This window comes from Streptomyces sp. NBC_01515, assembly GCF_045040345.1.
Taxonomy (GTDB): Bacteria; Actinomycetota; Actinomycetes; order Streptomycetales; family Streptomycetaceae; genus Streptomyces.
Map to the genome: position 1 here is coordinate 553,346 of NZ_CP109416.1, position 22,072 is coordinate 575,417.

Consider the following 22,072-nt stretch of genomic DNA (forward strand, 5'->3'; position numbering starts at 1 on the left):
TGCACGGCCCACCCCCGGCCTGCGGAAAGGACCCTCCCGATGGACCAGTTGGACCAGATGGGCCTCTCGCCCTCCGCCTATCCGGACACGTTCGCCCGCGACCACCTCCCACCACGCGCCCAGTGGCCGGTCCTTGAGTTCACCACCGACGAACTCCGTTACCCCGAGCGCCTCAACGCCGGCGCCGAACTGATCGACGTACCCACCGCCACGTTCGGCCCCGACCGCCCGGCCCTGCGCACCCCGGAGGGCGAGCTGTGGACCTACGGCGAACTCCTGCGCCGCGCCAACCAGATCGCCCACGTCCTCACCGACGACCTCGGCCTGGTACCCGGCAACCGCGTGCTGCTCCGCTCCCCCAACAACCCCTGGACCGTGGCGTGTTGGCTCGGCACACTCAAGGCCGGCGGCATCGTCGTCACCACTATGGCGGCCCTGCGCGCCCGCGAACTCACCCCGGTCGTCGAGAAGACCCGCCCGGCCGTCGCCCTGGTCGACCACCGCTTCACGGCGGACGTCGAGACCGTACGCGACACCGTCCTGCCGGACCTCACGATCGTGGCCTACGGCGGCGACGCACCCGACGACCTGACGCGCCAAGTGGCCGCGAAACCGGCGGAGTTCACAGCGGTCGACACCGCCGCCGACGACGTCGCCCTCTTCGGCCCCACCTCGGGCAGCACCGGCGTACCGAAGATCACCACCCACTTCCACCGCGACATCCTGTCGATCGACAACACCTTCGGCCGCCACACGCTCCGCCTACGGCCCGACGATCTCGTGTCGTGCACCGCCCCGCTCGCCTTCACCTTCGGCCTCGGCATCCTGGTCGTCTGCGCCCTGCGGGCCGGTGCGTGCGCGCTGCTGACGGAGGCCGTCGCGCCGGAACCGCTGGCCGAGTTGGTCGCCGAGGCCGGCGTCACCGTACTCGCGACCGCACCGACGGCGTACCGGCAGATCCTCAAGGCCGGGAAGGCGGACCGGCTGCACGGCCTGCGCGGTGCGGTCAGCGCCGGGGAGCACATACCCGAGGAAGTGTGGGAGCAGCTCCACACCGAGACCGGGATCAAGGTCATCGACGGCATCGGCGCCACCGAGATGATCCACATCTTCATCTCCGCCGCCGGTGCCGACATCCGGCCCGGATCGACGGGACGACCGGTGCCCGGTTACCGCGCCACGGTCCTCGACCTGGACGGCGAGGAGGTCGGCCCCGGGGTCGAGGGGCGGCTGGCCGTGATCGGCCCGGTCGGCTGCCGCTATCTCGACGACCAGCGCCAGGAGAGCTACGTGGTGAACGGCTGGAACGTCACCGGCGACACCTTCGTGCGCGACGAGGACGGCTACTTCTACTACCGCACCCGCACGGACAACATGATCGTGTCCTCCGGCTACAACATCGGCGGTCCCGAGGTCGAGTCCGCGATCAACACCCACCCGGACGTCGTCGAATCGGCCGTGGTCGCCAAGCCCGATCCCGAACGCGGCTCCGTGGTCTGCGCGTTCGTCGTCCTGGCCGAGGGAGTCGTCGGCGACGAGGCCAAGGTCAAGGACATCCAGGACCACGTCAAAGCGCAGCTGGCGCCGTACAAGTACCCCCGGGCGGTGCGCTTTTGTGACGCGCTGCCCCGCAACACCAGCGGAAAGCTTCAGCACTTCCTGCTGCGCCGGATCGTCGAGAAGGAGAAGCAGGCATGAGGATCGCGATCGTGGGCGGCGGGCCTGGTGGGCTGTATCTCGCCGCGCTGATGAAGCAGCTCGACCCCGCCCATGAGATCACCGTGTGGGAGCGCAACGCGCCCGACGACACCTTCGGCTTCGGGGTGGTCTTCTCCGACGAGACCCTCGGCGGCATCGAGAACGCGGACACGGTCGTGCACGACGCGATGGAGAGCCGGTTCGCCCGCTGGACCGACATCGACATCGAGTTCGACGGGCATCCCTTCACGGTCGGCGGCCAGGGCTTCGCGGCGATGGCCCGCAAGGACCTGCTGCACATCCTCCAGGAGCGGGCCGCCGAACTCGGCGTCACCGTCCACTACCGCACCCTCGCCCCGGAAGTGGACGAACTGCGCGGCTCCTACGACCTCGTGGTCGCGGCCGACGGCATCAACTCGGCGGTGCGCACCAAGTACGCCGACGCGTTCGTCCCCTCCCTGGATCAGCGGACGAACAAGTACATGTGGCTGGGCACCGACCGGGTCTTCGAGGCGTTCCAATTCCTCGTCAAGCAGACCGAGTTCGGGACCATGCAGATCCACGGCTACCCCTTCTCCGATGCCGGTTCGACGTTCATCGTCGAGATGGCGGAGGACGTGTGGCGCAAGGCCGGCCTCGACGCGACGGAGGGCACACAGTTCCCGCCCGGGGTGAGTGATGAGCGGTCGGTGGCCCGGATCCGCGAGATCTTCGCCGGGGAACTCGCCGGGCACAACCTCCTGACCAACAACTCCCGTTGGCTGAACTTCACGACGGTCCGCAACGAGCGCTGGCACCACCACAACGTGGTCCTGCTCGGCGACGCCGCCCACACCGCGCACTTCTCCATCGGCTCCGGCACCAAGCTCGCCATGGAGGACGCCCTCGCGCTCGCCGCGTGTCTGCACGAACACCCCACGGTGGACGAGGCGTTGACGGCGTACGAGACCGAGCGCCGACCCGTGGTGGAGTCCACCCAACGCGCCGCCCAGGCCTCCCTTGAGTGGTTCGAGAACATCGGCCGGTACGCCGACCAGGACCCCGCGCAGTTCTGCTTCAACCTGCTCACGCGTTCCCGCCGGATCACCTTCGACAATCTCAAGGACCGCGACCCCGGCTTCGCCGACCTGATCGAGCGCGGCTTCGCGGAGGCGCAGGGCCGCACCGAGTCGGTTCCGGCGATGTTCCAGCCGTTCTCCATCGGCGCCTTGGAACTGAAGAACCGGATCATCGTCTCGCCGATGGACATGTACTCCGCCGTCGACGGAGTGCCGGACGACTTCCACGTCGTCCACCTCGGCTCGAAGGCGCTCGGCGGCGCGGGCCTGGTGATGACCGAGATGGTCTGTGTCTCCCCCGAGGCCCGCATCACTCCGGGCTGCACGGGCCTGTGGAACGACACCCAGCGCGACGCGTGGACCCGGGTCACCGACTTCGTCCACGGCCGCAGCACCGCCAAGATCGGTCTCCAGCTGGGCCATTCGGGCCGCAAGGGCTCAACTCGCCTCATGTGGGAGGGCATTGACGAGCCCCTCACCGAGGGCAACTGGGAGGTCGTGGGCCCGTCCCCGCTGCCCTACGGCACGGGCTGCCACGAGCCGCGCGAGATGACCCGGGCCGACATGGACGCGGTCGTGGCCGACTTCGTGTCCGCCGCCCGCCGGGGCGCCGAGGCGGGCTTCGACCTGCTCGAAGTGCACGCGGCCCACGGCTACTTGCTCTCCTCCTTCCTCTCCCCCATCGCCAATCACCGCACCGACGAGTACGGCGGCGATCTCACGAACCGGCTGCGTTTCCCGCTGGAGGTCTTCGACGCCGTGCGGTCCGCGTTCCCCGCCGACCGCCCGGTGACGGTGCGGATCTCCGCCACCGACTGGACCCCCGACGGCAACACCGAGCACGACGCGGTGGAGATCGCGCGGGCGTTCGTCGCGCACGGCGCGGCGGCCGTGGACGTGTCGTCCGGGCAGGTCACCAAGGACGAGAAGCCGGCGTACGGCCGCTCGTACCAGACCCCGTTCGCCGACCGCATCCGGCACGAGGTCGCCGCTCCGGCGGGGGCTGCCGTGATCGCCGTAGGGGCGATCTCGTCGTACGACGACGTCAACTCGATCCTGCTCGCCGGGCGGGCCGACCTGTGTGCGCTCGGCCGTACCCATCTCTACAACCCGCAGTGGACGCTGCAGGCGGCGGCCGAGCAGGAGTACCGCGGCGCGGGTGCCGACTGGCCGGTGCAGTTCGCGGCGGGCCGTCGCAAGCCGCCCACCTCGCGCACCGACGCGGTCCGTCCGCGTCTCGCGCTGCTGCGGGAGGCCCCGCGGGACGCCGTGCACCTGCGGTGGACCCCGGGCGGAGCGGCGGAATGAGCGGCCCCTACGGCGTTCATCGGGCTCGCGTGGAGTGGATCGACACCGACGCGGCCGGGATCTACCACAACACGACCGTCGTCCGGTTCGCCGAGGCGGCGGAGGCCGAGTTGATGCGCGCGTACGACATCCCGGGCTACTTCCCGGTGGCCCCGAGGGTGCGGTACGAGGTGGAGTTCGAGGCGTCGATCCGGTTCGGTGAGGAGGTCGAGACGCGGGTCGAGCTGATCCGCCTCGGCCGGTCCTCGATGACCTTCGGCTTCGAGGTGTGGCGGAACACCGAGGACGGCGAGCCGAACTGCCGTGCCGCCCGGGGCAGTTACGTCACCGTGCACGTCCCCGACAAGGCGACCGGCGGCAGCGCGCCCTGGCCGGCCGCCTGGCGTGCGGCGCTGGGCGGCCGGCCGGAAGCGGCGGCCGGCCAGGCGCACTGAAATACTACGATCGTGACGGCAAGCGATCTCGAAGACGACAGCCCGGGCCAGCCCGCACCGCCGCGATCCTTGATCGTGACGGTGTACGGGCTCTACGCGCGCGAGGTCGGCGGCTGGATCAGTGTGAGCACGCTGATCCGTCTGCTCGCCGAACTCGACGTCGACGCCCAGGCGGTCCGCTCGTCGATCTCCCGGCTCAAGCGCCGCGAGATCCTGGTGGCCGAGCGCCGGGACGGGCGTGCGGGCTACGCGCTGTCGCCCTACGCCCGTTCCGTCCTGGAGACCGGTGACCGCCGTATCTTCGAGCGCCACGCCGTGACCGACGACGGCTGGGTCATCGCCGTCTTCTCGGTGCCGGAGAGCGAGCGCCAGCACCGGCACCAACTCCGGTCACGGCTGGCCTGGTTGGGCTTCGGCACGGTCTCGTCCGGGATCTGGATCGCCCCGGCCCACGCGCTCGACGACACCCGCGGCCACCTGCTCCGCCACGGCCTGGACCAGTACGTCGACCTCTTCCGCGGCGACTACGTGGCCTTCGGTGACCCCGCCGAACAGGTGGGCCGCTGGTGGGACTTGGAGGCACTCCAGAAGCTCTACGACGATTTCGTCGCCGAGTTCACGTCGATGGCGGGGCGTTGGGCCGGGCCGGGCACGGTGTCGGACCGGGCCGCGTTCATCGACTACGTCCAAGTCCTCACCGCCTGGCGGCGGTTGCCCTATCTCGACCCGGGCCTGCCCAGCGCCCTCCTCCCCGCCACGTGGTCCGGCACGACGGCGGCGGATCTCTTCGCCACGCTCCGGCACACCCTGGCGGACCCGGCGCACGAGTTCGCCCGGAGTCTGCTGGACGACCCCTCGTGATCGGGCGGAGTCACTTCCCGAACGCCTGGCGGAACTCGGCGATGTCCTTGGGCGATGCCTCGATCGCGGCGCACATCGGGACGAAGCCGTCCTCGGCGCCCACGATGTAGTGCCCGCCCTCCGTGTACGTCAGCGTCTCCGGGATCCTGGTGTCGCTGGTGAGGACGACCGTCTCCGCGTCGCCGCCCTTGAACCACCGGTCCACCCGGAAGGTGGCCGTCGAGCCCTCGACGGAAATGGCCGTTCCTTGGAAGAGGGTCGGGTACTTGCTCAGGGTGTCGAGGCCGGGCGGCACGCACTTGCCGGAGCCGCCCTCGGCGGTGAGCTTCAGCGCGCCGGTCGGGGCCGCGCTCTTGGCCGTAGCCGAATGACCGTTGCCGCTACCGCTGTTGGCCATGATTCCTCCGGCGATGCCGCCGCCCAGTACCAGTAGTCCGGCCGCCGCGAGTCCGAAGAGACGACGGCGTCCCCATCCCGCGGTCGCGATGCCGGCGGCGGTGGTCGCGGACTGGAGCGCGGTGTCGGTGTTCAAGGTGTCCTCCACAAGGCGGTCGATGTCGGGCGGCGGAGCAATTCCGGCCGGGTCCGCGGACTTCAGCCGGGCCAGCAACTCGTCGTCATTCACTGACTGCTCCTTCCTTCATCCCTCTTGTGTCCGGGCCGTCCGGCATCCTTTCGCCCCAGCCGGGCGGCGAGTCTCGCCTTCGCCCGGTGGAGCCGGATGCTCACCGCGTTGGACGTCAGCCCGGTCGCCTCCGCGATCTGCCGCGGCGCCAGTCCTTCCCACGCCCACAGCCGCACGACCTCGCGGTCCAGCGCCCCGAGGGCGTCGAGCGCGGCATGCAGTTCGCTGTGATCGGCGGCCCCCGCCGGAGCCTCCTCCTGGGTCCGGACCAGCCGCTCCACGAGCCGGAGCCTGCGCCCGTCGGCGCGACGGGCGTTCGCCAGGCACCCCCGGGCCACCCCGTAGCACCACGGCAGCACGTCACCCGGATCGGGCTCGGACTCCTCCCTCAGCCCGGGGACATCGTCGAGCCGACGCCACAGCACGAGCATCGTCTCCGACAGCACGTCGTCGACCATGTCGGCGCTCGTCCTTCGCAGCAGATACCGGTGCAGCGGTTCCACCACCAGATGCGCCAGTCCTTCGAAGCGCGCCCGCCGCATCCGGCGCGCCTCCTGTTCCGTCATGGATTCCACAACCCGTACTGTCCGGCAGCGGCCGGTTCCTTTCCGCTCCGACATTGAATCAAGCTACATGTAAGTGCATAATGCCGTTATGCATAAGCGGGTTATGGATCCAGCGACGCCGGCGGTCCCCGAGGCCTCACCCGAGGACCTGATCATCGCCGTCGAGAGGATGGTCCGCTACGTCCGGCAGAGCGCCGTCACCGGCGGCCTGAGCGTGGCCGCCTCCGCCGTGCTCGGACGCCTGGGCCGCGAAGGTCCGTGCCGGCTGACCGATCTGGCCCGGGCCGAGGGCGCCTCGCAGCCGAACATGACGCAGCTCGTCACCCGGCTGGAGCGCGCGGACCTGGTACGGCGCACCGCCGACCGCAGCGACGGCCGGGGCGTACTGGTGGAGGCGACCGACACGGGCCTGGAGGTCTCCCGGCAGCGGCGCGCCGAACGCGCCCACGCCCTCGACCTGCTCATCGCGGAGTTGAGCGAGCCGGAACAACAGGCGGTGCGGATCGCCCTCCCGGCCCTGGCCCGCGCGATCCAGGACCACCGGCCCCCCTCCCGACAGAGCCCTCTCGCACCCTTCAACTCCCTGGAGGACAAGCACACATGAGCGCACCACACGGAACTGCCGCCAGCCCGTTCCGGCAGCCCAGGGCCGTCTGGGCCGTCGCGTTCGCCTGCGTCATCTCCTTCATGGGGATCGGCCTCGTCGACCCGATCCTGCCCGCGCTGGCCGACAGCCTGCACGCCACGCCGAGCCAGGTCTCCCTGCTGTTCAGCAGCTACCTGATCGTGACGGCGGTGGCGATGCTGTTCGTGGGCTGGTTCTCCAGCCGCTTCGGCGCCAAGCGCACCCTCGTCATAGGCCTGGCGGTCATCGTGGTCTTCGCCGCCCTGGCCGGCACTTCTGGTTCCATCAACGGCATCGTCGGCTTCCGCGCGGGCTGGGGGCTGGGCAACGCCCTGTTCATCGCCACCTCCCTGGCCGTCATCGTGGCTTCCGCAAGCGGCGGGTTCGGTGGCGCGATCATCCTGTACGAGACGGCGCTGGGCCTCGGAATCGCCGTAGGGCCGCTGCTCGGGGGCGAGTTGGGCGGCATCAGCTGGCGCGGCCCGTTCTTCGGCGTCGCGGTCCTCATGGCCATCGCGCTCGTCGCCACGGCCGTGTTCGTGCCGGACCTGCCCAAGCCGGAGCGGGTCACCTCACCCCTCGCGCCGTTGAAGGCCCTGCGGCACCGCGGCCTGCTGACCATGGGCATCATGGCGCTGCTCTACAACTGGGGCTTCTTCACCATGCTGGGCTACGCCCCCTATCCCATGGAACTGGACGCCCATCGGCTCGGCCTCGTGTTCACCGGCTGGGGCCTGCTCGTGGCCGCGTTCAGCGTCTTCTTCGCCCCACGCCTCCAGGCGCGCTACGGCACCGCGCCCGTCCTGTACGTCAATCTGGCCGGTCTCTCCGTGGTGATGGCGGTGATCGCCGCCGGGGTCGCGACGCCGACCGTGGTCATCGTGGCGGTCATCGTCAGCGGCGCCTTCATCGGCATCAACAACACCCTGACCACGCAGGCCGTCATGCTCGTCTCGCCGGTGGAGCGGCCCGTCGCCTCGTCCGCGTACGGCTTCCTGCGCTTCATCGGCGGCGGATTGGCCCCGTACGTGGCGGGCAAGCTCGCCGACGCCACGGATCTGAGCGTCCCCTTCTATCTGGGCGCGGCCACTTTCCTGCTGGCCATTCCGGTCCTGGCCAGCGGCCACAAGCTGCTCCGCGAGGCCGAACAGCAGACCGGGGAGGGCGAGTCGGTCGCGCCGACCCTCATCCCGGTCGGCAAGCCCGCGAGCGGGAGCACGCCTCGGGTCGTCGTCGCCGTCTCCGCCCATGACCAGGCCGCGGCCATCGTCGACGCGGCGGCGCGGCTCGCCCGCGACACGCACAGTCCGCTGGAGGTCGTACACGTCCAACTGACGGCCCTTGTCGAGGAATTGGCCGCTGACACGGAGACGCGCGACCAGGCCCGCGCCGCCGTGACCGCCCACCTCGACCGCCTCGCCGGGCAGGGCGTCCCGGCGACCGGCCAGATCCTCACCACCGTCGGCGACCACTCCGCGGCCGGCCGTGTACTGGCCCGGCACGCCGCCGACACGGGCGCCCGCGCCATCGCCGTCGGCCGCTCGCCGCACGGCCCCCTCACCCAGTTCGCGGAAGGCAGTTTCACCACCGCCCTCACCCACGCGGCCACCTGCACCGTCGTCCTCGTCGAACCCGACAACGCGCCACGGCAGCTGACGTCGGCCACCCTGCCGGCCCTGCGCGACGGGGCCGCCTGACCGTCACCGCACACCGACAACGACGACGACACGTGGCGGGCCCGACGACCGACGGGCCCGCCACAGACGTATGCGCGGCCTCGTGACAGGCACCCGGGAGCGATCGGTACGCGAAGCCGAGGTCAGGTCGCACCTGCGCGACTTTCCTGACGGTTCGTCATGAAATAACCGTGTTAACTCGGCGCGCGAACCCTTGCCAAGCAGAGATAGTACGTGCTCGGATTATCTCTGTCGGGCGGTACCCCACCACCCCGAATCCGCTGCTCAACCATGCACCGCGGGGCCTGTTCGCCCTGCCTCCGCTCCCCGCCTCCCCCGCTCACCCCCTCCTCTCTCCCTCTCTTCGCTCCCCCTTCCGTCACCGCGCCCGGAGCCTGTCCGCGACATGCCCACAGCCCGTCGAAGAGCGCGATCGGTACCCCCTCAGCGATACCTGGAGAAGCCCGTGTTCGATCTTTCGTCCGTCGACCTGCTCGACGCCTTCACCCGCGAGCTGAAGCTCTGCAAGCTGCGCGGCGACGAGCACGTCGTGGTGCTGTCCGAGCCCGGCAGCCGAGGTGACTACGTCGCCGCCGCCTTCGGTGCCGCCAAGGCGTGCGGCGCGCACGTCATCTCCGCCACCGTGCCGGGCGGCAGCCCCGCGCCGATGCCGAGCACCCACACCGGTGCGGGTCCCGGCCTGGTCTCCGTGCTCAACGACAGCACCGCGCAGGACCTGTTGAAGTCGGCCGACCTGGTCGTCGACCTCACCCGCGAGGGCTTCATCCACGCGCCGGTCCAACAGGAGATCCTGCGCGCCGGCACCCGCATCATCTTCGTCTGCGACGCCCCCGACGTACTGATCCGCAACCTCCCCAACGAGCGCGACAAAGCAGAGGTGTTGGAGGGCGTCGGCCTGCTCAGGCGGTCGTCCGTCATGCGGGTCACCTCGGACGCGGGAACCGACCTAACCGTCCAACTCGCCGGTTCCAAGCCGGAGTTCCAGTGCGGCTTCGCCGACGACCCGGGCCGCTGGGACCACTGGCCCAGCACGATGGTGCTGTGCTGGCCGGAGATCTCCGACGGCCAGATCGTGCTCGCCGAGGGCGACATCCTGCTGCCCTTCAAGGAGTACGTCCGCTCCCCCGTCACCCTGCAGATCGCGGGCGGCCACATCGGGAAGGTGTCCGGCGGCGCGGAGGCCGAGCTGCTGTCGACGTTCTTCGAGGACGCCCGGGACCAGTGGGCGCGCAGCCTCTCCCACATGGGCTGGGGCCTGATGCGCACCGCCGACTGGTTCGCCACGGCGATGTACGGCAAGGACGACCTGATGGGCATGGACGCCCGCGCCTTCGCCGGCAACTTCCTCTGGTCGACCGGCCCGCACCCGGTCCTCGGCCGTGAGTCGTACGCCCACCTCGACATCGCGATGCGCGGCTGCACCGTCACGGTCGACGACGTCGAGGTCGTCACCGCAGGGAAGCTCACCGACGGCTGAGCACGCCGCCGCTCCCCCGAACCACCCGTACCCGCACGCGAGTTGGAGGAAGTGTGGCGCCCAGCCAGTCGTACGAAGTCACCGTCGTCGGAGGAGGTCTCGGCGGGCTCACCACCGCGTTGGCACTGCGGCAGCGCGGTCTGCGGGTCACCGTCCTGGAGCAGGCGGCCGAGCTCGGCGAGGCCGGCGCGGGCATCCAGACGGCACCCAACGCGAGCCGCGTCCTGATGGGACTGGGGCTGCGCCCGCAGATGGAGGCCATCCACACCGAGCCGCTCGACCAGGTGCGACGGCGCTGGAAGGACGGCCGGATCGTCGGGCTGACCTCGCTGGGACAGCGCTGCAAGGACCAGTTCAACGCCCCGTACTGGCACTACCACCGGGCCGATCTCCACCGCGTCCTGCTGGACGCGTGCGTCGACCCCGCAGGCCCCGGCCCCGTCGTGGACGTACACACCGCGAGCAAAGTCGTCGAGCTGGACCGCACCGACCCCGAGCGTCCGGTCGCGGTCACCGAGGACGGGCGCCGGTACGCCGGTGACGTGCTCGTCGGCGCCGACGGCATCCGCTCGCGGACCCGGGACCTGATGGGCGCCCCGGACACCCTCCTGTTCTCCGGCGAGATGGCCTACCGGGCGCTGATCCCAGGGGAGTTGATCGCCGCCGACCCGGCGACACGCTGGCTCGTGGACCGCTTCCAGAGCACCATCTGGTACGGCCCCGACCGGCACCTCGTGCACTACATGATCCGCGGCGGCGAGTACCTCAACGTCGTGGCCTGCGTGCCCTGCACGGACGAGGTCGCCGAGAAGTGGAGCGTGTCCGCGACCGCACAGGACCTCGTGGACGCCTTCCCCGGCTGGGACGACCGCGTACCGGCCATGCTGTCCAAGGCGAAGGAGGACGTCTCCGCCTTCGCACTGCACCACCGGCGCCGCGACCCGGTGTGGACGGACGGCCGAGTCGCCCTCCTCGGCGACGCCTGCCACGCGATGCTCCCCTACCAGGCACAGGGCGCCTCCCAGGCCATGGAGGACGCCGCCGTACTGGCCGAAGAACTCGGCGCGGTCACCTCCGCCGGCGTCGAGGGAGCGCTGGTGGCCCGGTCCTGGCCGCGCTGGCCGCGCCGTGAGCAGGAGCTGCGGGCGCGCTGGCTGGCGAGTTGCGACACGGAGGCGGTCACCGCCACGCACCGCGGCTTCGAGAGCGAGGACTTCTTCGACTGGTGGCCCTCCGTTCCCGGACCCACGGCACTCCTCTACGGCGCCGACAGTCCGGTCGTCACCGCGGAGGGTGCCGCGGAGGCGGCCCGGCTGCTGCCGTCGGCCGCGTCGGTCGAGATCCCGGAGGCCGGGCACATGCTGTTCTGGGACAACCCGGCCGGCGCGCTCGCCGCCCTGCGCCAGGTGCTGCGGCCGATGCTGGTGTGACGCCGACGCGCGGGTTCCCGAAGATCACCGGTCCGGCTGCCGACCCGGTCAAGTGCCGTGCTTAAGTGGGCTCCATGGGTGACGAAACCGCAACCCCGACGTCCACGCCTGCCGGGCCGCCCCCGGCGCTCACCGCCGCGCCCGGCTACCAGGTCCGCCGTCTGTACCAGGCGTATCTCGCGGCCTGGATCCGTGCCGTCGACCCGACACTCACCGGGCCCCAGTTCGCGGTGCTCCAGGCTGTGGAAGCGGCGCCGGGAAGCGACCAGCGGTCCATGGCGGCGGCAGTCTCCCTGGACACGTCGACGATGGCGGACGTCGCGCGGCGGCTGGAGAACCGGGGTCTGATCGTGCGCAGGACGGCCGCGGACGACGGCCGGCGCAAGCTGCTCCACCTCACGGAGGAGGGCGAGCGGACCCTCCACGACGCGAACCTCCGCGCCCGCAGCCTGGACGAGCGCCTTCTCGCGCCGTTCGGACCGGAGCGGCGCGAGGACATCATGCGTCTCTTCACGTCCCTCGCCGATCACTGGGAGGGACTGGCCGAGGACTCCTGACCGCGAGGCGGCGGTCGGCGGATCCCCGGTCGCCGACAACCGTACGCAGCCTCGTAGGCAGGACACCCGGAGGATCCCGTGACCGATCACCACATCGGCATGATCGTGCCCAGCTCGAACCTGACCATGGAGACGGAGCTGCCGCGGATGATGCGGCAGCGTGAATCCTTGCTGCCGGAGGACCGGTTCGTCTTCCACAGCAGCCGTATGCGCATGCGGCACGTGACGCCGGAGCAGTTGCGCGCCATGAACGCGCAGACCGGGCGCGCGGCACTGGAACTCGCCGACGCCCGGCCCGACGTGGTCGTCACGGCCTGCCTCGTGGCGATCATGGCGCAGGGTCCGGGGTACCACTGCACCGCCGAGGACGAGATCACCGGCGTGCTGCGCGCCGAGGGCTCCAAGGCCCCCGTGGCATCGAGCGCCGGCGCCCTCCTCGACGGCATCAAGGCCCTCGGTGCCCGGCGGGTCGCGATCGTCACGCCATACATGAAGCCGCTCACGCGGTTGGTGGCCGACTACATCGAGGACGCCGGCGTCGAGGTGGTGGACGCGCTGAGCCTGGAGGTGGCGGACAACCTGGCCGTCGCCCGCCTCGACCCGGCCGACCTGCGCGAGCACTGGCGGCGCCTGGACCTGTCACGGGCCGACGCGCTCGTCCTGTCCGCCTGTGTCCAGATGCCCTCGCTGCCGTCGATCCAGCCGGTGGAGGAGGCGTCCGGGCTGCCGGTCCTCTCGGCGGCGACCGCCACGGCGTACCGCATCCTCGTCGAGCTGGGCCTGCCCACGGTCGTTCCCGACGCGGGCAGCCTGCTCAGCGGCCGGATCGGGGCCTGAGAGCCGAGCGGGGAAGATCCGGGGCCGCCGCGAAGGACGACATGACGGCCACCAGGTCCGCCTCGTCCTGCTCGCCAATGGGCCGGCGGACGTTCGGAGGGCAAGGTCAGAGGGGTGCCATCTCCAGTTCCCCGATGACCCGCAGGCCGACCTGTGCCGCCAGCCAAGGAGCCCGTTCGGCCTCGATCTGCTTCACGTGGACGTACAGCGTGTGGTCCGGTGCGGGCTCCTTGACGAAGGAGATGTCGAGGTCGCGTGCGTTCACGCACACCGTCACATAGGCGCCTCTGCAACCCCCGTAGCCGAGGCCCACCTCTGGAGCCTCGGGCCAACCGGTGAAGTCCCAGCGGACCATGGCCGGGACGTCCCCGGCCGCGGTCACGAACTCCTCCACGGTTTCCGGTGCCATGCACCATCTGCGCAGGAAGACCGGGAGGCACTCCGACGGAACGCCGCCGTCCTTCGAGGAGCCGTGTCGGTCGGTTCCGTCGGAGAACCATTCGGCATCCGGCATCACACCGCTCAACCGCTCCAGCTCTCCGGGCGTGGAGACCCACGCCTCGAAGTCGACTTCGAGTTCCGTGGTGTCCGCGAGTTCGAGCAACCGCCCGGCGGCACGCAGCGCCTCGGCAAGATCCGTCGTCCTCAGCACTGCCTGCGCGTACGAGTTGGCCATGCCGAGCAGTCTGCCAAGTCGGGCGGCCTGTCTGCCGACGATTAATCGCCGGACTCCGGCGTCCGAAAGGCAACGTCAGAGCGACCCCAGCCTGTGCGCAACATGAGAATTTGTGTGATCCGCGCAGGCGTGGGCAGACGCGGCCGGTATGAGCACCCTCCAGCGGAGCACGGTAGGCGAGGCCACGGAGCAGAGCCCTGATGTGCGGGCGGCGCCGCCGCTCGTGCCCGCGTCCGCGGAACGGGGCAGAGGCGGCGGGCGGGGCTTCTCGTCGGCGCTGCGGGGTGGTGGGCGGGTCGCGGGGCTGGACGGACTGCGGACGGTCGCGGTGGTGCTGGTGATCGTCTACCACGTGGAGCCGGACCTGGTGCCGGGCGGCTCGGTGGGTGTGGACGTGTTCTTCACGATCAGCGGTTTCGTCATCACGCGGCTGCTGGTCGGCGAGTACGCCCGTACCGGTGGCATCGGGCTGTGGTCGTTCTACCGGCGGCGGTGGCTGCGCCTGATGCCGGCCCTGCTGGTGATGTGCGCGGTGACCGCCCTGCTGTCCGTGGCGTTCGCGCTGCCGCTCTTCCGAGGGGCGTGGGTGGCCGCCGCCCTGGCCGCGGGATCGGTCGTCAATCTCGTACGGGCCGGGGACGCGGGAACGTACTCGGATCTCACCGCACCCCTCAGCCACACCTGGTCCCTCGGCGTGGAGGAGCAGTTCTATCTCGCCTGGCCGCTCCTGCTCCTCGTCCTGCTGCGGCACGCGACGGCACGCGTGGTGCTGGCCTGCGCCGCGGTGCTGTGCGTCCTACCGGTGCTCTGGCGGACGGTGCTCTGGGACCCGGCAGCCGCGCACCGTATCTACAACGGCCCCGACACCCGCGCCGACCAGCTCCTCATCGGCGCCCTGCTCGCCCTCGTCCTGGCCCGCCTGCGCGCCGACGATCCCCGGCTGGCGGCGCTGCGCCGCTGGGCGGGCCGGCTCTGCCGGCCCGCGCTCGCGGTGCTGGGACTGATCGCCTGGCAGATCCCGATCACCGAGGTGAGCGGGTGGAATCCCGTCTGGTACACGGTCGGTTTCCTGGTGGCCGCCCTGCTGACGGCCTGCGTGGTCGCCGCGCTGGAACTGTGCCCCCGGTCGTGGCCCACCCGCCTGCTGTCGCTGTCCGCGATGGTCTGGATCGGGCGCAACCTCAGTTACGGGATGTACCTGTGGCACTACCCCGTCATCCGGCTGCTGCACGACCTCGGTGTGCGCGGTGACGCCCTGCTCCAGACCGGCCTCGCGGCCACGTTCGCCGCGGCCCTCGCGTCGTACGCCCTCGTCGAACGGCCTCTGCTACGACGCGGCCGGCCCCGCGTGCGCCGGGTGGAGCCGGTTGTCGCCACGGGACCGGGTTCACCGGTCCTGTGACCTACGATCGGCTGCCGCCCGCACGCGCCGCCGGAGCTACGCCGGGTCCGCCGCCGCAGTGCTCGGCGCCTGCGTCCCCGTACCACCGAACCGGATCCCCTTGGCCTCCTTGCCCACGGCACTCAGCACAATCACCAGGACCAGGGCGGGAGTTACGGTCCACGCCATCGCCGTCGGATAGCCGTGCCGTTGGGCGAGGGCTTCCTGGATCGGCAGGTTGAGGGCGGCGATCAGGTTGCCGAGTTGGTAAGTGACACCGGGATAGAAGCCCCGGATCGTGTCCGGGCTCATCTCGGTGAGGTGCGCGGGGATGACGCCCCAGGCTCCCTGTACGCACAGTTGCATCAGGAAGGAGGAGAGCATCAGCCAGCCCACGGCGGTGGACAGGACGAAGAAGGGCACCACCACCAGGCCCGCGGTCGCCGCGATCATGATCGTGCGCCGGCGCCCCAGCCGCTCAGAGTACGCCCCGAGCACCATGCCGCCGATGATGGCGCCGATGTTGTAGACCACGGCGATGGCGATCGCGGTGTCCGGGGAGAGGCCCAGGCCCTTCTTGACGAAGGTGGGGTAGATGTCCTGGGTGCCGTGCGACATCCAGTTGAAGGCGGTCATCAGCGCGACCAGGTACACGAACCGCCGTAGCACCGCCGGGTTCTTGAACACCTGGTAGGCGGGGGTGCGGTTGAGTTTGACGCTCTTCTCCCAGACCTCGCTCTCCTCCACCCGGGCGCGCACCCACAGCGAGACCAGGGCGGGCACCAGGCTGAAGGCGAACAACCCGCGCCAGCCGAAGGCGGGTTCGATGACGAAGAACGCCACCGCGGCGAGCAGATAGCCGAGCGAGTAGCCGCTCTGCAGCAGGCCCGACCAGAACCCGCGCCGCTCGGCCGGGATCTTCTCCATGGCCAGCGCCGCGCCCAGGCCCCACTCGCCGCCCATGCCGATGCCGTAGAGCAGGCGCAGTACGAGCAGGACGGTGTAGTTCGGTGCGAAGGCGCAGGCGAATCCGATGACCGAGTAGAAGGCCACGTCGACCATGAGCGGGGTGCGGCGGCCTTTGCGGTCCGCCCACAGGCCGAAGATGAGGGCGCCGACGGGTCGCATCACCAGGGTGGCCGTGGTGAGGAAGGCCATGTCGGTGAGGGAGACATGGAAGTCGTCGGCGATCTCGCTGTAGACGAGTACGACGAGGAAGTAGTCGAAGGCGTCCATCGCCCAGCCCAAGTAGGCGGCGACGAAGGCGTTGCGCTGATCCTTGGTGAGTCCCGCTGCCTGTTCCCGGACGGTCTTCAGCATGTCGGCCCTCCCTTGGTCCGCAGGTCAGGCTAGGTGGGCGCGGCGACCCGGGGCAACGCAAGGACCGGCAAAACACCCGCCACAATTAGCCAAAGCGAACGCCCTGTTCACCCGGTTCACAGTGAACCGCCCCGAGCCAGACGCACGTTGGTCTGTCCCGGAGCGGTTCATCGCGACGCCGTGCGCCGACGAGGCTCCCAAACCAGGTCAGTTGCCGCGCAGTTCGCTCACGAAACTGTGGTCGCCCGCGCCGAGGCCCGCGACCGTGACCGTGCCGTCGGCCACGCTCACGTCACGGCTCGATGCCCGCCGCCCGTCCCACAGCGTCCGCCGACCGGCGCTCACGCGCAGACCGCGCGCGGCACCGGGGAAGGCGACCGAGCCCTGGGTGTGCCGGGGCACGTGGACGGTGAGCCGGAAGACGCGGGCCTTGTTCTCCCACTCGACGCCCAACGGGCCGTGCGGGGTGGGGAGTTGACCCGTGGCCCAGTCGACGTCGCCGGGTTGCGGGCGTACCTCCCAGGTGGCGTACCCGGGTGAAGTCGGCCGGGCACCGAGCAAGTTGTTGGTCAGCGCCGGCAGGACACCGGTGGACCAGCCGTGGGCCATGCTGGTGTAGGCGTCCTCGTACAGCGAACCGTTGGGGCCGATGCCCTCCCAGTGGGTGATGCCGGGGTCGTTCTTGTCCATCCACCCGTACATACGGCGGATCTGGTCGAGCGCGGACGCGGCCTGACCGCTGAGGAAGCGGGCCTCGATCTCCGGGTACGAGGTGAAGGCGTAGACCCGTTGCGACGCCTGGTCGAAGATCGTGTCGTTGTCCATGAAGGCGTTCCCGTACGGTCGTTGCGTCGTCGCGTCGAGGTGCGCGAGGGCCGAGGTGGCGCGGGTCGCGTCGGCGATGCCGGTGACGACGGCGAGGGAGTTGCCGTCCTGGGCGTGCCGTACCGCGCCGGTCGAGGAGTCCAGGTAGGCGCCCGCATCGGCGTCCCACAGCAGGGAGTTGACGGCCTGGGCAACGTTGTCGGCGCGTGTGCTCCAGCGTGCGGCGTCGGCCTTCTGGCCCAGCAGGTGGGCCAACTGGGCGGCGTTCTGGAGGGCTTGGACGTAGAGGGCGTTGTAGTAGGTGACGCGGCCGGTGCGGCCGAGGAAGGCGTAGTCGCCGTATCCGTCGGTGCCGTTGAGGCCCTTGCTCAGCAGTCCGGCGCCGTCCGTGACGCTCGGGTACCAGGTGTCCAGGACCTTCAGCAGGGTCGGGTAGTAGCGCGTCGCGTACTGGCGGTCGCCGGTGTAGAGGACGTAGTCCCAGCTGCACGTGACCCAGTACAGCGGATAGTCGAAGAGCGGGAGGGTGTAGTTGCCGATGGAGGCGGGCGGGATCCAGCCGTCGGCGCGCTGGTGGTCGGCGAGGTCGGCCAGGACGTTGCGGGCCGCGGCGGCTGCGTCGTCGTGGGTCAGGTAGAGGGTGCGCGCGGAGACGGCGAGGTCGCCGACGTACGGGTCGCGGTCGCGCTTGGCTCCGTCCTGGAGGACCAACTTCCCTTCCAGCGTGGCGCTCCAGGCGTTGCGGGGGTCGACGTCGTCCTGGCGGAAGGTGTCGGTGACGAGTTCGTTGGTGTAGGCGGCGCCGTACCAGTAACGATTCAACTCGTCGTCGGAGCACAGGAACCAGCCGCGGTAGGTGCTCGGTGTGCCCACGTACGCGGTGAACTGCAGTGCCACGGAGTCGATTTCGAGGGTTCCCCAGGGCTGGGCGGCGGGGCTGTCCGAGGCGAGTGCGTCGAGGCTGATCTTGAGGTAGCGGAATCCGTGCAGGCCGTCCGCGAAGACCTTGTCACCGGCCTGGAAGCCTTTGTGGTCGGTCCAGTTGGCGCCCTTGGCGGGGACGGCGAACTGGTCCGTGCCCCCTCCGGCGCCGCCCGCCTGGTCGGCGCGGGTGAAGTCCGAGCGGTCGGTGAGGAATTGGCGGGTCTCGGAGAACGCGACGCGTACGCCGGGCGAGTTGGCGGAGGCCGACGTGAACTTGATCTGCGGGTATCCGACCACGACCTTGCCGAAGTCCACGGTGATGGTCGGTATGGGGATCGGCTCGACCGGTGCGGGCCAGACCTCGTTGATCCGGGTGAAGTTGCCGTGCGAGGTGTCCTGGGCGTGGGTCACCGTGATGCGGACGCGGTCGGTGCTGACCTTCTCCGTGAACGGAACGGCCTTCTGCACCGCGTCGTTGCCGGTGACCGTGGCGGCGGTGTGCCAGTCGCCGTCGGTCCACACGTCGACGGTGTAGTCGGTCGGCACGCCGTCGCTGTTGGAGATCACCGTGATGCCCTGCAAGGTCGTGACCTGCGGCGTGGTGATGCTGAGGACGTCGGGGAAGACGCCGAGGGTGTCGTCGTTCCAGAAGGTGTCCGGGTTTCCGTCGATCGCGTTGGTGGCGTCGTAGGTGCGCGGCTGGCCGTCGTTGCCGTTGTTGCCCGCGTGGGCCGAGGAGGCCTCGGCGGTGGTGCCGGTGGGCCAGGTCGGCGCCGCCGCGGGCTGCGGGCGGCGCAGGACGGACCTGGCTCCGCCGGGCTTGAGCAGCGCGCCGGGGTTCTTCACGTCTCCGGTCGACGTGGTGATCCGCACCGGGCGGACCGTGCGCGAGGACGGGCCCTGGACGTAGCGGTGCCAACCACCGGAGCGGCGGGGCGGGTTGGCGGTGAGGGAAGCGGAGGCTTCCTCTGCGGGAAGTGCTTCGGCCGTGGGGAGTCCGGTGGAGAGGGACGCCGCGGTGAGTCCGACGGTGCCGGCTGCGGCCAGAGCTACGCGACGGGAAATGCCTTTGTCCGGTGTGCTGTTCGACGCCATGCTGTCCCCTTGAGCGCAATGGATTGAATCGTTTCACTCGGCAGCTGCGTGGTGACGCTATCTCGAACACGGGATACGCGTACAGCGTTGGGACAGAAGTAATCGCCGATGCGCACCGCGCGGAACGAGGCGCCGTACAACGGGAGACGACCGGACAGAACACTGATCAAACGCTGATCGGTCGCTGACAGAATCTTCATACGTGGACGGCACGTTGACGGCATGTCCTCCTCCCTCCCTTCCCTTCACCGAGGCGTCACCGCTCCCCTGCTGACCGTCGTCGCCTCGGGTGCGACCCTCGTGCTGCTCGCCGCCTGCGGTGGTGGCGGGGGCGGAACCCGTGACGAAGGCGTCGCCTCCATCGCGACCCCCTCCGCGCATGCCTCAACCGCCGCCGCCCCGGACGCCGGGCACGTGCGGATCCGTCTCGACGACAGCCAGGAAGACGTCAACAGGCTCTGGGACGCCTGGAGTCACTGTCTTGAGGAACATGGCGTGCCGTCCGGCAGGAAGGCTCCGGCGAACAGTCCCGCGATCAAGGCCTGCGACTCGAAATACCCGCTGCAGCCGGTGGAGATGGACCCGGCGAAGAACCCGCGCTACAGCGACGGCGTACTCGCCATGGTGCGGTGCATGAACAGCCACGGCATCAAGAGCGTCGTCTCCGACGGGAATTGGGCCATGGTCAGCGGAGACAGCATGGCTCTGCCCGACTTCGACAAGAACAAGGTGCAGTGCCAGGTCACGTCCTTCAAGAACGGCGGCTGACGGGACCAGTGCGCGGGCGAACCCGCGTCGGCCTCGGACCGTACGACTTTGGTCGTTCGTGGATGCGACGAACGGATGCTGTGCGCGCGGGCATTGCTGCATACCGTTGGCGCGTGAATGCGAAGACGATGGCCCTCGATGTCCGGAGCCGACTGGGCGCGGCAGGCATGTGGTCCCGGCGGCAGATCGTCGGCGAGACGGTGCTGGCCGTCGTCCTGGCCCTGTGCATGGGCGTGACCCAGACGGGCGACGGCGCCCTGCGGATGATCGCCGTCGGGGCCGTCGCCGCGGTGATCTCCCTGTTGCGGCGGGCGTTCCCCGCCGGTGCCCTGCTCGTCACCGGCGCGGTCGCCGGTGTGCTCGGTGGTTTCGGGTTCGTGCTGATCGTGGTGAGCTGGTCGGCGGGCGCGCGGATCGACGCACCGCGCCGGGCACTCGCGTTCTTCACGGCCACCTACGTCCTCTACGTCGGGCTGTCCGTCCCCAGTCCCTCGCAGCCGCTGTCCGGCGTGCAGACGCTGGTGTTCACCACGCTCGCGTTCCTGGCGACGGGGGTCGTGCCCGGCCTGGCCAGTCGCAACCGTGCCCAACGCCGCACGCTGATGCGCGCGTTGCACGAGCACAACGCCCAGCTCCTGCGCGAGCGCGAGATGATCGCGTCCCACTCGCGCCTGCGTGAACGGCAGCGCATAGCGCAGGACATGCACGACAGTCTCGGCCACCAACTGGCCCTGATCGCCGTGCATACGGGCGCGTTGGAGGTCGACCGCGAGCTGACGGGCGGGCAGCGCGAGGTGGTCGGCGTACTGCGGGAAGCGTCCGTGACCGCGATGCACGAACTGCGGGAGGCGGTCGGCATCCTGCGTGACGGCACCCCCGATCAACTGCGCGACGCGGAAACCGAGTTGGAGCCCCAGTCCCGGGGCGTGGCGGGGATCGACGGCCTGGTGGACGCGTCACGGGGCGCGGGGACGGTCGTAGCGCTGCGGCGTACGGGCCAGGCACGTCCGCTGGCTCCCGCCGCCGACCATGCGGCGTTCCGGATCGTGCAGGAGGCGTTGACCAACGCCCTGAAGCACGCGCAGGGCGCCGCGATCGCCGTCGAACTGCGTTACGAGCCGGACTCCTTGGTCGTCGAGGTGGCCAACGGGCCGATGCCCGCGCTGACTTCGGCCGTACGGCGGCCCGTGGTGAGCGGCGGGCAGGGGCTGACGGGACTGCAGGAACGGGCCCGGCTGGTCGGCGGCATGGTGCACGCGGGGCCCGCGGCGGACGGCGGGTTCCGCATCGCGGGCGTGCTGCCCTACGGTCCCCGGTCGCCGCGCGCGTCGGACAGCGGCCGGTGGCCGGCGGACCCCAGGCCGGACGGAGCGACCTTCGTCGATACGGCGAACGACTTCCGGGGGCAGAGCGAGGGGGCGGTGCCGGGCGACGGTGGTGCGGACATCGACTGGTCCGGTGCGCCGGACAGGCAGAAGGAGTTCGACATCGCCATGGGACGCAAGAAGAAGGGTGTCGTGATCGGATGCGGCGGCGCCGTGCTGGCCTTCGTGGTTCTCGGGGTGCTTGCCGTCGTGCTGATCGTCAACCTGGTGGGGAAGGAGGGCGACAAGCTCATGCTCGATCCGAAGGTCTACGAGTCGGTGAAGGTCGGGGACTCCGAGACGGCCGTACGGGACAGGCTGCCGCACGGAAAGTCGTTCCTGGCCCCGGCCCTGGGCGACGAGGCGCCCGCCAAGCCGCGGGGGGCAGCCTGCTCGTCGTATCTCTCCACGGAGAACTGGCCGACCGGAGGAGGGAAGATGCCCGCCTTCCGCTTCTGCTTCAAGGACGGCAAACTGATCGAGAAGCGGGCCTTCGCGACCAAGTCGTAGTCTTGGGCCGCCCGTCGCCCCCGTCGCACGTCCCGC

Annotated in this window: 18 protein-coding genes; 13 read left to right on the plus strand and 5 right to left on the minus strand. The window is 70.3% G+C overall.

The window, feature by feature from the left end; genetic code table 11:
* Positions 1 to 39 precede the first annotated feature (39 nt).
* From OG407_RS02085 to OG407_RS02100, 4 genes are read left to right on the plus strand one after another with little or no spacing between them, the layout of a single operon-like run.
* Complete coding sequence (locus OG407_RS02085) at positions 40 to 1,698, plus strand: AMP-binding protein (RefSeq protein ID WP_405854396.1); 1,659 nt, start codon at positions 40 to 42, stop codon at positions 1,696 to 1,698.
* Positions 1,695 to 4,064 carry a bifunctional salicylyl-CoA 5-hydroxylase/oxidoreductase gene (locus tag OG407_RS02090; RefSeq protein ID WP_405854398.1) on the plus strand — a complete coding sequence of 790 codons (2,370 nt, stop codon included), beginning with the start codon at positions 1,695 to 1,697 and terminating at the stop codon, positions 4,062 to 4,064. Before OG407_RS02085 ends, OG407_RS02090 begins: the two co-directional genes overlap by 4 nt.
* Entirely contained in the window at positions 4,061 to 4,498 is a 438-nt protein-coding gene (locus OG407_RS02095; protein ID WP_405854400.1) for an acyl-CoA thioesterase, read from the plus strand. Before OG407_RS02090 ends, OG407_RS02095 begins: the two co-directional genes overlap by 4 nt.
* Positions 4,499 to 4,510: 12 nt before the next feature.
* Positions 4,511 to 5,359, plus strand: coding sequence for a PaaX family transcriptional regulator C-terminal domain-containing protein (locus OG407_RS02100; protein WP_405854402.1), 849 nt, complete (start codon positions 4,511 to 4,513; stop codon positions 5,357 to 5,359).
* Between the two features lie 10 nt (positions 5,360 to 5,369).
* Here the strand turns inward: OG407_RS02100 and OG407_RS02105 are convergent, their stop codons facing one another.
* The gene (locus OG407_RS02105; RefSeq protein ID WP_405854404.1) at positions 5,370 to 5,984 is read right to left on the minus strand and encodes a hypothetical protein; all 615 of its coding nucleotides are present in this window, start codon (positions 5,982 to 5,984) and stop codon (positions 5,370 to 5,372) included.
* On the minus strand, positions 5,981 to 6,550 hold the full coding sequence (locus OG407_RS02110; RefSeq protein WP_405868245.1) for an RNA polymerase sigma factor: 570 nt from the start codon (positions 6,548 to 6,550) through the stop codon (positions 5,981 to 5,983). Before OG407_RS02110 ends, OG407_RS02105 begins: the two co-directional genes overlap by 4 nt.
* A gap of 103 nt (positions 6,551 to 6,653) precedes the next feature.
* Here OG407_RS02110 and OG407_RS02115 point away from each other — a divergent pair, with 103 nt between their 5' ends.
* From OG407_RS02115 to OG407_RS02140, 6 genes are all read left to right on the plus strand, one after another.
* Positions 6,654 to 7,154 (plus strand): MarR family winged helix-turn-helix transcriptional regulator, encoded by a 501-nt coding sequence (locus OG407_RS02115; RefSeq protein ID WP_405854406.1) that lies wholly within the window; start codon positions 6,654 to 6,656, stop codon positions 7,152 to 7,154.
* Entirely contained in the window at positions 7,151 to 8,872 is a 1,722-nt protein-coding gene (locus OG407_RS02120; protein ID WP_405854408.1) for an MFS transporter, read from the plus strand. The genes OG407_RS02115 and OG407_RS02120 overlap by 4 nt, the downstream gene beginning before the upstream one ends.
* Before the next feature lie 445 nt (positions 8,873 to 9,317).
* Positions 9,318 to 10,349, plus strand: coding sequence for a hypothetical protein (locus OG407_RS02125; RefSeq protein WP_405854410.1), 1,032 nt, complete (start codon positions 9,318 to 9,320; stop codon positions 10,347 to 10,349).
* Between the two features lie 53 nt (positions 10,350 to 10,402).
* Positions 10,403 to 11,779: an alpha/beta fold hydrolase gene (locus OG407_RS02130; RefSeq protein ID WP_405854412.1), complete on the plus strand. Its 1,377-nt coding sequence runs from the start codon at positions 10,403 to 10,405 to the stop codon at positions 11,777 to 11,779.
* A 74-nt stretch (positions 11,780 to 11,853) separates the two neighbouring features.
* Positions 11,854 to 12,336, plus strand: a complete 483-nt coding sequence (locus tag OG407_RS02135) for a MarR family winged helix-turn-helix transcriptional regulator (RefSeq protein ID WP_405854414.1) — start codon at positions 11,854 to 11,856, stop codon at positions 12,334 to 12,336.
* A gap of 78 nt (positions 12,337 to 12,414) precedes the next feature.
* Positions 12,415 to 13,173 (plus strand): aspartate/glutamate racemase family protein, encoded by a 759-nt coding sequence (locus OG407_RS02140; protein WP_405854416.1) that lies wholly within the window; start codon positions 12,415 to 12,417, stop codon positions 13,171 to 13,173.
* A 106-nt stretch (positions 13,174 to 13,279) separates the two neighbouring features.
* Here OG407_RS02140 and OG407_RS02145 read toward each other — a convergent pair whose 3' ends face one another.
* Complete coding sequence (locus OG407_RS02145) at positions 13,280 to 13,849, minus strand: hypothetical protein (RefSeq protein WP_405854418.1); 570 nt, start codon at positions 13,847 to 13,849, stop codon at positions 13,280 to 13,282.
* A gap of 148 nt (positions 13,850 to 13,997) precedes the next feature.
* Between OG407_RS02145 and OG407_RS02150 the strand changes: the two genes are divergently transcribed.
* Positions 13,998 to 15,251, plus strand: coding sequence for an acyltransferase family protein (locus OG407_RS02150; protein WP_405854420.1), 1,254 nt, complete (start codon positions 13,998 to 14,000; stop codon positions 15,249 to 15,251).
* Positions 15,252 to 15,287: 36 nt separating this feature from the next.
* Here the strand turns inward: OG407_RS02150 and OG407_RS02155 are convergent, their stop codons facing one another.
* Positions 15,288 to 16,550, minus strand: coding sequence for an MFS transporter (locus OG407_RS02155; RefSeq protein WP_405854422.1), 1,263 nt, complete (start codon positions 16,548 to 16,550; stop codon positions 15,288 to 15,290).
* 207 nt (positions 16,551 to 16,757) lie between these two features.
* Entirely contained in the window at positions 16,758 to 19,394 is a 2,637-nt protein-coding gene (locus OG407_RS02160) for an alpha-L-rhamnosidase C-terminal domain-containing protein (protein WP_405854424.1), read from the minus strand.
* A 222-nt stretch (positions 19,395 to 19,616) separates the two neighbouring features.
* On the opposite strand from OG407_RS02160, the gene OG407_RS02165 reads away from it, so the two are divergent.
* Both OG407_RS02165 and OG407_RS02170 read left to right on the plus strand, forming a co-directional pair.
* Positions 19,617 to 20,162: a hypothetical protein gene (locus tag OG407_RS02165; RefSeq protein WP_405854426.1), complete on the plus strand. Its 546-nt coding sequence runs from the start codon at positions 19,617 to 19,619 to the stop codon at positions 20,160 to 20,162.
* 113 nt (positions 20,163 to 20,275) lie between these two features.
* Positions 20,276 to 22,036 carry a sensor histidine kinase gene (locus tag OG407_RS02170; protein WP_405854428.1) on the plus strand — a complete coding sequence of 587 codons (1,761 nt, stop codon included), beginning with the start codon at positions 20,276 to 20,278 and terminating at the stop codon, positions 22,034 to 22,036.
* Positions 22,037 to 22,072: the final 36 nt, after the last annotated feature.

What these genes read in the sequence shown, in the direction of transcription:
- OG407_RS02085 (WP_405854396.1), top strand. Translation starts at nt 40, where the DNA reads ATGGACCAGTTGGACCAGATGGGCCTCTCGCCCTCCGCCTATCCGGAC.
- OG407_RS02090 (WP_405854398.1), top strand. Translation starts at nt 1,695, where the DNA reads ATGAGGATCGCGATCGTGGGCGGCGGGCCTGGTGGGCTGTATCTCGCC.
- OG407_RS02095 (WP_405854400.1), top strand. Translation starts at nt 4,061, where the DNA reads ATGAGCGGCCCCTACGGCGTTCATCGGGCTCGCGTGGAGTGGATCGAC.
- OG407_RS02110 (WP_405868245.1), bottom strand. Translation starts at nt 6,550, where the DNA reads ATGACGGAACAGGAGGCGCGCCGGATGCGGCGGGCGCGCTTCGAAGGA.
- OG407_RS02115 (WP_405854406.1), top strand. Translation starts at nt 6,654, where the DNA reads ATGGATCCAGCGACGCCGGCGGTCCCCGAGGCCTCACCCGAGGACCTG.
- OG407_RS02120 (WP_405854408.1), top strand. Translation starts at nt 7,151, where the DNA reads ATGAGCGCACCACACGGAACTGCCGCCAGCCCGTTCCGGCAGCCCAGG.
- OG407_RS02135 (WP_405854414.1), top strand. Translation starts at nt 11,854, where the DNA reads ATGGGTGACGAAACCGCAACCCCGACGTCCACGCCTGCCGGGCCGCCC.
- OG407_RS02145 (WP_405854418.1), bottom strand. Translation starts at nt 13,849, where the DNA reads ATGGCCAACTCGTACGCGCAGGCAGTGCTGAGGACGACGGATCTTGCC.
- OG407_RS02150 (WP_405854420.1), top strand. Translation starts at nt 13,998, where the DNA reads ATGAGCACCCTCCAGCGGAGCACGGTAGGCGAGGCCACGGAGCAGAGC.
- OG407_RS02155 (WP_405854422.1), bottom strand. Translation starts at nt 16,550, where the DNA reads ATGCTGAAGACCGTCCGGGAACAGGCAGCGGGACTCACCAAGGATCAG.
- OG407_RS02160 (WP_405854424.1), bottom strand. Translation starts at nt 19,394, where the DNA reads ATGGCGTCGAACAGCACACCGGACAAAGGCATTTCCCGTCGCGTAGCT.
- OG407_RS02165 (WP_405854426.1), top strand. Translation starts at nt 19,617, where the DNA reads ATGTCCTCCTCCCTCCCTTCCCTTCACCGAGGCGTCACCGCTCCCCTG.